Origin of the sequence: Saliphagus infecundisoli (assembly GCF_020177375.1) — an archaeon.
GTDB classification, from domain to species: domain Archaea; phylum Halobacteriota; class Halobacteria; order Halobacteriales; family Natrialbaceae; genus Saliphagus; species Saliphagus infecundisoli.
Map to the genome: position 1 here is coordinate 835,373 of NZ_JAIWHV010000001.1, position 11,401 is coordinate 846,773.

Genomic DNA, 11,401 nt, shown 5'->3' on the forward strand with positions numbered 1-11,401 from the left:
GATCGGTGCGGGCCTTGAGACGCCGACCGTCGATGGGCGACCACGTCCGTCGGTCGCGTCCGCCGTCGACCGCGGCTCGGCCCTCGGTCACTCCGTCAGCGGGAGGAAGACCCCGAAGACGAACGGGGAGACAAAGCCGACGAGAAGGCCGATCACCGCAAGGAGGTACAATAGCGTCTCCTCCCACCCCGGGAGGCCACCGAAGTAGGCGTATCCGACGTACTCCCCGCCGACCCCGACGAGGAACATGGCGAGGCCGAGCAGGAAGCCGGCTTTCGTCAGGGAGGGATAATCGAGGTTTCCGTAGCGTCCGCGGGCTACCATGGCTGGGGGTTTCGCGTGCGCCGAAGTAACGATTGCGGTCGCCGTCACCTCTGGCGGCGCCGACACCTCCCCCCTCGTGATGGGCCGGCCCACACAAGCAGCGACCACCTCTGTATCTTCGATCTAAAAGGGGTGCGATGGCACGAGACTTCACGGACGACGATCGGAACAAGGACGTCGTCACCGCCGAGGGCGACCGCATCGGCACCGTCAGCGACGTAAACGACGGCCGCGCGACCGTCGATCGCGACCAGGACGCGGACCTCACGGACAAGATCAAGGACCTGGTCGGCTGGGGCGACGACGATGACTCGAACGAACTCCACGGCGATCACGTGGACTCCTACGAGGACGACCGCGTCCGGCTCCGACGATAAGCGGCCCTCGAATCCGACTTTTTCGCGTGCTCCTCCCCGGCGAGCGTCGCGACCGGCGCTCTCGGGGGGCTCAATCAGGGAGGTCGGCGGGCCGATCGACGTCCCGGATCACCCCGGGGTCGCCGGTCTCGACGAGAACGCCCTCCTCCCGGAGGACCCCGCGGCCGCCGACGTCGCCCTCGAGACCCACGAGCGCGTCGAAGTGTTGCCGGTCGAAGAGGACGGGGTTTCCCCGCCTCCCGTCGGCCGCGGCCGCAAGCGCCGTCCCGCGTCCGGCTCGATAGGCACGACGGAGAGCCGAAACGGTTCCCGGATCGACGAACGGCATGTCGCCGAGCGCGATCAGGACCCCCGGCGCGTCCTCGGGAAGGGCGCCGATCCCAACCTCGACGGAGGTCGCCTGCCCCTCCCGATAACGGGGGTTCTCGACCGTTCGAACCGGGAGGTCGGACAGCGCCTCTCGCACCCGGTCGGCCTCGTGGCCGACGACGACCGTGACGGGCCCGACCCGGGAGTCGAGCAGCGTCCGGACCGCACGGACGACGACCGGCTCACCTCCGACGGGGACGAGGAGCTTGTTTTCCTTCCCGAAGCGCGTCCCCTCGCCTGCGGCGAGTACGAGGCCGGCGACCGCCCCACCCTCGTCGTCTCCGCTTCCATCGACCGCCCCTCTTTCGGGTGGTTCGACGACCGGGAGGCTCATCGGTAGGGACGGACGGCGACGCGGTCGCCGGCCTCGGCATCATCCGTGAGCACCGCTGCGCCGTCGGCTCGCGCGGCGCGCGTGCTCGAGGCGACCCGTCCCGCCGGAAAGCGCTCGGAAGCGAGCGCGAGCGGGGAGTCGGCGTGGCCGTAGGGCATCGCCTCCGGGAGCCCGCCGTCGCGCTCGGCGCGCGAGAGTGAGACCGGAACCCAGTACTCGAGGTCGTCGCCGCCGAGCGCGAGGTCCCGCGTCAGGGTGGCTTCGAGGGTCGGCTCCCTGCGCTGACCCGTGAAGAACGGTTCCAGAACCGCCCGCGCGGCGGTGTGGGCCGCGATCGGCTTTCCCGGGACCGCGAAGGCGACGGCGCCGTCGAGGTCGGCGGCCGCGACCGGCTTGCCCGGTCTGATCCCGACACCGTGGAAGACGACCTCTCCCAACTCCCGGAGGGCGGCAACGGCGTGGTCCTTCCGACCGAGGCTCGTCCCGCCGGAGGTGAGCACGACGTCGTGGACTGCCGCGAGGTCGGCGATCCGCTCGCGGACGCGGCCGAGCTCGTCGGGGACGCTGCCCTTGAGGGTCGCCTCGTGGCTCCATTCACGGACGAGGGCCGCGAGGGTCGGCGAGTCGCGGTCGGGCGAGCGCCCCTCGTGGATCTCCGTGCCGGTCGCGAGCACGCCCACCGAGAGCGGCTCGTGGACGGGAACGGGTTCGATCCCGAGGTCCCGCAGGAGGATCGCGTCGGGGGCCGCGAGGCGTTCACCCTTCTCGAAAATCCGCTCGCCCCCGGCGACGTTCGAGCCGTGCTCGTAGACGTTCGTCCCCGGCTCTATGGAGGGACCGGTCAGCCGGCCGTCCTCGACGGCCGCCCGCTCCCGGTGCAGGACGGCGTCCGTTCCCTCGGGCAGGGGCGCGCCGGTCGCGATCCGGACGGCCTCGCCCTTCTCGACCCCTCCCGAATCGCTTTCGGGGAAGCGCTCGCCGACGACGGTAAGGGGGTAGTCGGCGGCCGCGTCGAGAGCGTAGCCGTCCATCGTTGCCTGCGAACGGGCGGGCAGGTCCCGGGACGCGTCGATCGACTCGGCGACCGTCCGGCCGGCGATCCGGTCTACGGGGGCCGTCGTCGCCGGCCGCTCGGTGAGGCACTCCGCGCGGAGGGCGAGGAGCCGATCGACCGCTTCCGTCCGCGAGAGGAGATCGAACCCGGAGGGATCCGTGCTATCGACCATGGCTCCGCTTGGCACGGGACGGTAATGGATTCGGGGGGTTCCGGAAGGAATGCGTTAATGTGGCTCCGTGTGAATTCCACACGAACGATGACACGGGTACTCACGACCCCGGGGAGGTGGCGATGCCGGTAGAGACCGTCGAGGCCGAGGACGTCCGCGCGGGCGAGTTCGCCGGCAGCGCCGTCAAGCGCCGCGAGGACCCCCACCTGCTGACGGGCGAGGCCCGCTACACCGACGACGTCCAGTACCCCCGGATGGCCCACCTGGCGCTTCTCGGCAGCCAGTACGGCCACGCCGAGATCGGCGCGATCGACACGAGCGCCGCCGAGGAGAGCGAGGGCGTCCTCGCGGTCTACACCCACGAGGACCTCACGGAGTCCGGAATCGACGGAACGATGCCCGCCGCCGATCCCGAAAACGGCGTCGCCGTCGAGCGCCCCCTGCTCGCCCGGGAACGGGTCCGCTACCAGGGCCAGCCGGTCGCCGCGGTCGTCGCCGAGGGCCGCTACGACGCCTTCCGGGCGCTGGACCTGATCGAGGTCGAGTACGACCGCCTTGAGGCGGCCCCCGAACTCGAGGACGCGCTCGCGGAGGGCGCCCCGAGGCTCCACGATGCCGCCGAGGGAAACGTCTGCTTCGAGTCCGAGACGGGCGACGAGGAGGCGACCGAGGAGGCCTTTTCGGACGCCGACCATACCGTGGCGCTCACCGTCGCGAACAACCGCGTGATCCCGACGGCGATGGAGCCGCGCGCGGCGGTCGCCCGGTACCGAAAGTCCGAGGACGCCCTGATCGTCGAGCTCTCGAGCCAGAATCCCCACTCGGTCCAGGACCGCTTATCGGACGTGCTCGACGTGCCCGAACACCGGGTGACGGTTCGGGTTCCGGACGTCGGCGGCGGCTTCGGCGCGAAGCTCCAGCCCTACTCCGGACACCTGCTCTCTGCGTGGTGTGCGATGGCCCTGGAGCGCCCGATAAAGTGGCAGGCCAGGCGGACCGACGACTTCCAGTCGATGGTCCACGCCCGCCACCAGGAGACCGAGATCGAGGCCGCGCTCTCGGCGGAGGGCGACCTGCTGGGACTCCGGGGCCACATCGACGCCGACCTCGGGGGGTACGCCACCGGCGGCGGCGTCGGCATCCCACAGGGCACGGCGGCGATGCTCTGTGGCCAGTACGACGTCCCCGCGGGCCACGTCTCGGTCCGGGGTGTGTTCACCAACACGGCACCGATCTCGGCCTACCGGGGCGCGGGCCGGCCGGAAGCGGCCTACGTCATCGAACGACTCGGGAGCGCCTGTGCGCGGGAGTTGGAGATCGACCCCGCCGAGTTCCGCCGACGGAACTTCATCCCCTCCAAGGAGTTCCCGGTCGAGACCGCCCTCGGCCGGAGCTACGACAGCGGCGACTACGAGAAGACGCTCGATCGAGCCCTCGAGATCGTGGGTTACGACGGGTTTCGGCAGCGCCAGGAGGCGGCCCGCGAGGAAGAGAAGTACCTCGGAATCGGCTTCTCGTCGTACGTCGAGGTCTGTGGCGGAAGCTCGGGCGACATGGAAGGCGGGCTCGTCCGGATGAACCCCGAAGGCGGGGTCGTCGTCGGGACTGGTACCCAGGACACGGGCCAGGGCCACGCGACCAGCTTCGCCCAGGTCGTCGCCGACGAACTCGGCGTGGACTACGACGCGGTCGAAGTGATCGAGGGCGACACCGACCGCGTCCCCGAAGGTGGCGGCACCGCCGGCAGCCGGAGCCTCCCGATGGGCGGAGGCGCCCTGCGCGAGGCCGCCGGACGGCTCGTCGAGAAGGGGCGGACGATCGCGGCCCACCAGTTGGAGGCCAGTGAAGCGGACATCGAGTTCGACGACGGCGAGTTCCGGGTTCGCGGAGTGCCCGACCGGACGGTGACGATCGAGGCGGTCGCCGAGGCCGCTTACAGCCCCGGCGACCTCCCCGAGGGCGTCGATGCGGGGATGGAGGAGACGGCCTTCTTCACGCCCGAGGGGTCGACGGCACCGTTCGGCACCCACGTCGCGATCGTCGAGGTCGATCCCGACACGGGCGAGCTCGGCTTCGAGCGCTACGTGGCGGTTGACGACGTCGGCACGCAGATCAACCCGAAGCTGGTCGAGGGCCAGATCAAGGGCGGCATCGCCCAGGGGATCGGCCAGGCCGTCTACGAGGAGGGCCGCTACGACGAGAACGCGAACCTCGCCACCGGCTCGCTCCAGGACTACGCGATGCCCAAATCCTGGCAGCTTCCCGAGGTCGACTGGGAGAGCACGGAGACGCCCTCGCCGAACAACCCGCTCGGCGCGAAAGGCGTCGGCGAGGCCGGAACGATCGCGGCGATGCCGGCCGTCGTCAACGCGGCGATCGACGCGCTCTCCCCGTTCGGGGTGGACGACCTCGATGCGCCGCTGTCCGAGGAGACCCTGTGGCGGGCAGCCCGGGGTGAGACGCGATGAAGGGTGCGGAATCGGGACGGAACGGACGGCAGACGACTGCGACCGACCGACGGAGGACTACCAATGGAATTCAGTGACACGTTCGAGATCGAGGGCGTAACGACCGAGGAGGCATGGCTCGCGCTGTCCGACCCCGTGTTGATCGAGGAGTGTCTGCCGGGCTGTCAGTTCCTCGTCAGAGTCGAGGACGTCGGGGAGGACCCCGACGAGGTCGACTTCGACGCGCTGGCCGAGGAGGCCGACGGCGAGGAAAAGCCCCCTACGCTTCCGGAGGCCGACCCCGACGACGTCGCGGCCCGGGCGTTCGAGGAGAGCGGGCGGTACGCGACCCTCGTCGGGATCCAGGTCGGCAGCGTCAATCCCAGTTTCGAGACCATCGTGACGATCACGAAACGGGAGTTCCCCGAGATGCACGCGAGCGCGGAGGGGGGCTCCTCGAGCAGTTCGTTCGAACTCGATTCGGGGATGATCCTGAGCGAGACCGACGACGGCGTCGAAGTCGACTGGTGGGCCGAAACCGACGTCTTCGGGAAGGTCGCCCGGATGGGCCAGCGGGTGATGAACCCGGTCGCGAACCAGGTCGTCAACCGCTTCTTCAGCGACGTCGAGGACCGGATCTCGGAGGTCGACGACGAGTCCTCGAGCTTCCGCGAGCGCGTGAGAGACGTCGTCTCGAGGGGCTGAGATGGCTACCCACGAGATCAGCCTGACGGTCAACGGCGAGGATCGGGGGCTCGAGGTCGAGTCGGGGACGCTGCTCGTCCACGCCCTGCGCGATCAGCTGGGGTATACGGGTCCGAACGTCGGCTGCGAGTCCACCGTCTGTGGGGCCTGCACCGTCCGGGTCGACGGCGACAGCGTCAAGTCCTGTACGGTGCTCGCGGTCCAGGCCGACGGCAGCGAGGTGACGACGGTGTCGGGACTCGCCGACGGCGACGACCTCCACCCCCTCCAGGAGAGCTTTCGGGACGAACACGCCCTCCAGTGTGGCTACTGCACGCCGGGAATGCTGATGAGTTCGCTCTCGCTGCTCGAACGGGAACCCGATCCCGACCGCGAGGAGATCAGGGAGGGAATCGAGGGCAACCTCTGTCGGTGTACGGGCTACGAGCCGATCGTCGACGCCGTCGAGGCGGCAGCGGGCGAGATGCGCGGCGGGACCGACGCCGCGAGCGAGGAGGGCGAGTAGATGTACCCGCCCGCATTCGATTACCTCCGCGCCGAAAGCGTCGAGGAGGCTCTCGACTTGCTTTCCGACACCGAGGACGCCGAACTCCTCGCGGGCGGCCACAGCCTGCTGCCGACGATCAAGTCCGGCCTCGCCGATCCCGGCACCCTGATCGACGTGGGCGGGATCGACGACCTTTCGGGCGTCGAGACCACCGAGGAGGGGGTGTGGATCGGCGCGACGACGACGTACGCCGACGCCTTGAAGAGTGAGACTCTCGCCGAGCGCGCGCCGGCGGTCGCCGACGCCATCGGCGAGATCGGCGACGTCCAGGTCCGCAATCGGGGAACCGTCGGCGGTAACGTCGCCCACGCCGATCCCGCCTCGGACCTTCCTGGACCCTTGCTCGCGGCCGATGCGACGGTCCACGTCCGGGGCGCCGACGGCGAGCGGTCGATCCCGATCGACGACTACTTCCTCGCGATGTACGCGACGGCCATAGAGGAGGGCGAGATCGTCACCGGGATCGAGATCCCTGCCTGCGAGGGAAGCGGTGCGTACGTCAAGAAGACCAGCCCTTCCTCGGGATACGCCGTCGTCGGCGTCGGGGTCCGCCTCGCGGTCTCCGGCGGCGAGATCGAGTCCGCGCGGGTCGGGGCCAACGGCGCCTTCGGCTACGGCCGCCGACTCGGCCCGGTCGAGGAGTTCCTCGCGGGCGAAACGATCGACGGCGGCGACGTGGCGGCGGAGGCAGGCGAGCGTGCGACCGCGGACGTCGAGGAGTGGGAGCTGATCGAGGACATCGACACCTCGAGCGAGTTTCGCGGACGGCTCCTCGAAGCGTACGCCGAACGGGCCGTCGATCGAGCGCTCGATCGGGCGGGCTGACCGACGCGTGACCGCCGCGCGTTTTTAGGCGACGGGCCCCTAGTCGCGGGCAATGGGAACAGACGACGATGGCGGGGACGATCCCGGATCGGCGGCCGCCGCGGCGGCCCCGTTCGCGGACGTAGACGAGGAGCGGCTTCGAGAGGTATTCGAGGCGGAGTCCTACGTGGCCGACGACGAGATCGTAACGACGGTCCTGCTCGCGCTTCGGCTCGGCAAGCCGCTGTTGATCGAGGGCGAGCCGGGAAGCGGGAAGACCGAGCTCGGGAAAGTCCTCGCCGGCGGCTTCTCGACCGACCTCGTCCGGCTCCAGTGTTACGAGGGTCTGGCCGCCGAGAACACCCTCTACGAGTGGAACTACACGAAACAGCTCCTGGCCGTCCAGGCCGGCGAGGGCGGGGTCGAGGACGGTGGCGGTTCCGGGGAAGCCGGCGCGGACGGCGACGGCGACGAACGATCGGTCTTCGACCGCGACTACCTCCTCGAGCGCCCCCTCCTTGAGGCGCTTTCAGGAGACGGCGACCGGCCGCCGATACTTCTCATCGACGAGGTCGATCGCGCCGACGAGGAGTTCGAAGCCCTTCTTCTGGAGGTGCTCTCTGACTTCCAGGTATCGATTCCCGAACTCGGCACCGTCAGTGCCGACCGGCCGCCGGTCGTGATCGTCACCTCGAACCGGACCCGGGGGTTGAGCGACGCCCTCAAACGGCGGTGTCTCTACCTCCACATCGACCCGCCGTCCTTCGAGAAGGAGCGGGCGATCGTCGAGCGGAAGGTGCCCGAACTCGACGCCGCGGTCGCCGCCGAACTCTGCGGGGTCGTCGCCCGATTGCGCGAGGAGCCACTGCTCAAGCAGCCCGGGGTCGCGGAGACCCTGGACTGGGCGCGGGCCGTTCGGGAACTGGACGGCGAGGGGGAAGGCCTCGAGCCGGCGACGGTCCGGAACACTTTGGGCTGTCTCCTGAAGGAGGCCGAGGACGTCGAGCGGGTGGACGACGACCTGATAGAGCGGGTCGTCGCCGACGCGACGGCGGAGTAACCGTGTTCGAGAACGAGGAGGGCACCGACCTTGAGGCGGCCCGCGAGCGGACGCTCGGGGCTCTCGTCTCGTTCTCGCGGGCGCTCCGCCGGGAAGGGGTCTCGGTGCCCGCCGACGGCTCCCTGGTCGCGGCCCGCGCCCTCGCGACGGTCGGGCTCTCCGATCGCGAACGGGTCCGGGCGGCTCTGAAGGCCGCGCTGGTCGCGGGTCCCGACGAGGAGGACGTCTTCGAGCGGCTGTTTCCCTCCTTCTGGCGCCAGTTCGCCGGCGAGGGCGATTTCTGGACGCCGCCCGCACAGGACGGGCCGGACGCCGGAGAGCCCGCGCCCGTCGAGGCGGCTCCCGAGAGCGGGGGCGGCGAGGACACGAACGGATCGGATGCTGGCAGGGACGGCGGGACGGTCGCCCGCCGCGGCGGGTCCACCAGTGAAACCGAGAGCGCCGACCCTGTTTCCGACGGGACCAGTGCCGCCGTCTACAGCCCCGTCGGGAGCACGGAGCGGGTCGATGCGATCGGCCGCGAGGACGCGACGCTCGAGCGCTCGATCGATCGGCTGGGGCGGGCGCTCGCGCGCCTCCGGGGGCGGCAGGTCACCCAGTCGGGCGACGAGCGCCCGGACGTCAGGCGCGCGCTCCGGCGTGCGGGCGGGGGCGTCCCGCTCCCGCTGCCGACGGCGGGTCGCGACGAGCGGGCGGTCCGGGCGCTCGTCCTTGCGGACGTGAGCCGGTCGGTGCTCGACACGGTGGACCGCCCGTTCCTGCTCGCGGCACTGGGCCACATGACCCGCGAGTGGCGCGAGGTCCGCACCTTTCTCTTCGATACCGACGTCCGGGAGGTCACGCGGGCGATCGGGTCGAGAGACGCGGGGACGGCCTTAGAGCGTGCCGAGGCCGAGTGGGGCGGGGGGACCCGGATCGGGGAGGCGATCGCGGCGATCCGTCGGGCGCATCCCGGCGCGGTCGACCGGGACACCGTCGTCCTCGTCGCGAGCGACGGGCTCGAGGTCGGTGACGTCGCGGAGCTAGAGGAGGGGATGGCGTGGCTGTCGGGGGCGAGTGCGGGCGTGCTCTGGCTGAACCCGCTCGCGGGCTCCCCCGAGTACGAGCCGACCTGCCGGGGGATGGCCGCCGCGTTGCCCTACGTGGACGGCCTGTTCGCGTTCGCCGGGCCCGGGGACGTCCGGGAGGTCGCCCGTCAGCTCGAGCGCCAGGGGTTGTCGGGGTCGATCGGCTACGAATACGACCCGCGGCCGTGACCCCGATGCGGGCGCAAACGATAGGCGTCCGCAACCCGAAGGGGGCGTATGACCGATCGGGAGGGCGACTGGAGCGCCCCGAGCGCCGACGTGTTAGCACGGATCCGCGAGGTCCGGCGAGCGGGTCGGGAGGCGGTGGTCGCCACCGTCGTCGCCGTCGAGGGAAGCGCCTACCGACGGCCGGGCGCGAAGATGGTCGTCGACCGCGAGGGCGGCGGCTTCGGGCACATCACGGCGGGCTGTCTCGAGAGCGAGGTCGCCGGACTCGCGAGCGACGTGCTCGCGGCGGGCGAGCCCCGGATCGAGCGCTACGACCTGATGGACGACGAGGGCGACGTCTGGGGGCTCGGCGTCGGCTGCAACGGGATCATCGACGTCCTCGTCGAGCCCGTAGACGAGCGTTACGACCCGCTGGTTTCCGCAGTCGAAGCCGACGAGCCGATCGCGTCGCTCACCGTCCTCGACGGCGACCTCCCGCTCGGGACGCGGGCGTACTACCGCGACGGGGAGGTCGAGGGGTCCGTCCCCGGCTGGTTCGCCGACGGGATCGAGGGGCTCGCGGCGCGCGTGCTCGAGGATGGCGGCAGCGAGAGCGTCGAGGTCGCCGGCGAAGCGGGCGAGGCGACGGTCTTCGTCGACGCGGTCCGGCCCGATCCCCGGCTCCTCGTGGTCGGCTCGGGCCACGACGTCGGGCCGGTCGTCGACCTCGCCGAGCGAAACGGGTTTCACACCATCGTCGTCGGCTTCCGCGGCGGGGTCGATCTCGAATCGCGGTTCCCGGAGGCAAGCGAGCACGTCTCGACCTCGCCCGCCCGGATCGGCGACGACGTCGCCCCGGGGGGGTACGCGGTCGTGATGACCCACAACTTCGTCGACGACCGGCTCGCGGTCGGCGAACTGCTCGGCCAACTCCCCTACGTCGGGTTGATGGGACCTCCCGAGCGCTTCGAGGAGATGCGAGACGCCTTCGAGGAGGAGGGTCGCCAGCTCACCGAGGGGGAACTCGAGAGTCTCTACACTCCGGTCGGGCTCGATCTAGGTGCCGGCTCGCCCTACGGCATCGCGACGAGCATCGTGAGCGAGATCCTGGCGGTTCACAACGGCCGGGAGCCGGCCCACCTCGCCGAGCGCGAGGGCCCGATCCACGACCGGCGCGAGGCGGAGCTTCCGGGGGAGTAGTCCGTCGGTAGCGTGTCGTCGAACTCGTCACGACGCGTTGTTCTCTGCTTAGGCCGGATTATCTGCTCCCTTCAGGTGCGTATTTGCCGTCACCTCTCCGTCGATTCGGAGGTGGGCGTGTTCGGAACGACCAGTTGAAGGTCGTGTTTGCTTGTTGGATAGTGGGTCGAGTCAGCGACTACGATACCGCTTCATAGCTGACGCGCCACCGACGAGAACGAAGAATAAGCCGATGGCGACGACGATGAGCGGCGCGTTCGACGTGTCCTGTTTTAGAAACGCGGCTCCGGGATTTGCCGGATCAAGGTAGGCAGTAGCGGACTCGTTGACTGAATATTCATCGAGGACAGAACGAGCCTCCGATTCGGTGTCGTAATTCGGGGAAATAGTTGAGGGGAACACATTCGTGCTTGTGTAGCTTGTTTCTTCGTACTCGTATGTGAAGCGGACTGTTGGGCGGTAGTCCACACCAGTACTACTCCCGGCTGAAGTCGATTCGACATCGAGTTCGGCGATTTCAGCGTTGACTTCAACAGCATCTGCGACGGCATCGGATTGCTGGGTATAGTCATATACTCCGTAGCCGGTCGCTACGAGGCCAATCACCAGCATGATAGCCGCGCCACGAAGTGTACTTGGGCCGTTAGGCCCTACCAAACAGAGTGTTGTTTCGGACGAGCGTAGATCTGTGCGATCAGTGAGATATGGGCGTGAATCACCGTAGCGTCGCTGCCAGCAGCGACGCAACTACTCATGTTTTGGAACGTTGGTGC

At 69.6% G+C, this 11,401-nt stretch carries 12 protein-coding genes; 8 read left to right on the top strand and 4 right to left on the bottom strand.

Features of this window, described 5'->3' with window-relative positions; all coding sequences use genetic code 11:
• Positions 1-87 precede the first annotated feature (87 nt).
• Positions 88-324 carry a DUF7860 family protein gene (locus LCF40_RS04700; RefSeq protein ID WP_114575453.1) on the bottom strand — a complete coding sequence of 79 codons (237 nt, stop codon included), beginning with the start codon at positions 322-324 and terminating at the stop codon, positions 88-90.
• A 137-nt stretch (positions 325-461) separates the two neighbouring features.
• Here LCF40_RS04700 and LCF40_RS04705 point away from each other — a divergent pair, with 137 nt between their 5' ends.
• Positions 462-701, top strand: a complete 240-nt coding sequence (locus LCF40_RS04705; protein ID WP_114575452.1) for a hypothetical protein — start codon at positions 462-464, stop codon at positions 699-701.
• A 70-nt stretch (positions 702-771) separates the two neighbouring features.
• Here the strand turns inward: LCF40_RS04705 and LCF40_RS04710 are convergent, their stop codons facing one another.
• Both LCF40_RS04710 and LCF40_RS04715 read right to left on the bottom strand, forming a co-directional pair.
• A complete protein-coding gene (locus LCF40_RS04710; RefSeq protein WP_224827557.1) occupies positions 772-1,404 on the bottom strand; it encodes a nucleotidyltransferase family protein in 633 nt (210 codons plus the stop codon).
• Entirely contained in the window at positions 1,401-2,630 is a 1,230-nt protein-coding gene (locus LCF40_RS04715) for a molybdopterin molybdotransferase MoeA (protein WP_224827558.1), read from the bottom strand. The genes LCF40_RS04710 and LCF40_RS04715 overlap by 4 nt, the downstream gene beginning before the upstream one ends.
• A gap of 122 nt (positions 2,631-2,752) precedes the next feature.
• Between LCF40_RS04715 and LCF40_RS04720 the strand changes: the two genes are divergently transcribed.
• The 7 genes from LCF40_RS04720 to LCF40_RS04750 all read left to right on the top strand — a co-directional run bounded on the left by LCF40_RS04720 (position 2,753) and on the right by LCF40_RS04750 (position 10,628).
• Positions 2,753-5,098, top strand: a complete 2,346-nt coding sequence (locus tag LCF40_RS04720) for a xanthine dehydrogenase family protein molybdopterin-binding subunit (protein ID WP_224827559.1) — start codon at positions 2,753-2,755, stop codon at positions 5,096-5,098.
• A 63-nt stretch (positions 5,099-5,161) separates the two neighbouring features.
• Complete coding sequence (locus tag LCF40_RS04725) at positions 5,162-5,782, top strand: SRPBCC family protein (RefSeq protein WP_224827560.1); 621 nt, start codon at positions 5,162-5,164, stop codon at positions 5,780-5,782.
• Position 5,783: 1 nt separating this feature from the next.
• Positions 5,784-6,287 (top strand): (2Fe-2S)-binding protein, encoded by a 504-nt coding sequence (locus LCF40_RS04730; protein ID WP_224827561.1) that lies wholly within the window; start codon positions 5,784-5,786, stop codon positions 6,285-6,287.
• Positions 6,288-7,154 (top strand): FAD binding domain-containing protein, encoded by an 867-nt coding sequence (locus tag LCF40_RS04735; protein ID WP_224827562.1) that lies wholly within the window; start codon positions 6,288-6,290, stop codon positions 7,152-7,154.
• A 52-nt stretch (positions 7,155-7,206) separates the two neighbouring features.
• Positions 7,207-8,193, top strand: coding sequence for an AAA family ATPase (locus LCF40_RS04740; protein WP_114575446.1), 987 nt, complete (start codon positions 7,207-7,209; stop codon positions 8,191-8,193).
• Between the two features lie 2 nt (positions 8,194-8,195).
• Complete coding sequence (locus LCF40_RS04745; RefSeq protein WP_224827563.1) at positions 8,196-9,449, top strand: vWA domain-containing protein; 1,254 nt, start codon at positions 8,196-8,198, stop codon at positions 9,447-9,449.
• Positions 9,450-9,497: 48 nt separating this feature from the next.
• A complete protein-coding gene (locus LCF40_RS04750) occupies positions 9,498-10,628 on the top strand; it encodes an XdhC family protein (protein WP_224827564.1) in 1,131 nt (376 codons plus the stop codon).
• 171 nt (positions 10,629-10,799) lie between these two features.
• Here the strand turns inward: LCF40_RS04750 and LCF40_RS04755 are convergent, their stop codons facing one another.
• A complete protein-coding gene (locus tag LCF40_RS04755) occupies positions 10,800-11,240 on the bottom strand; it encodes a DUF3592 domain-containing protein (RefSeq protein ID WP_224827565.1) in 441 nt (146 codons plus the stop codon).
• Positions 11,241-11,401 lie beyond the last annotated feature (161 nt).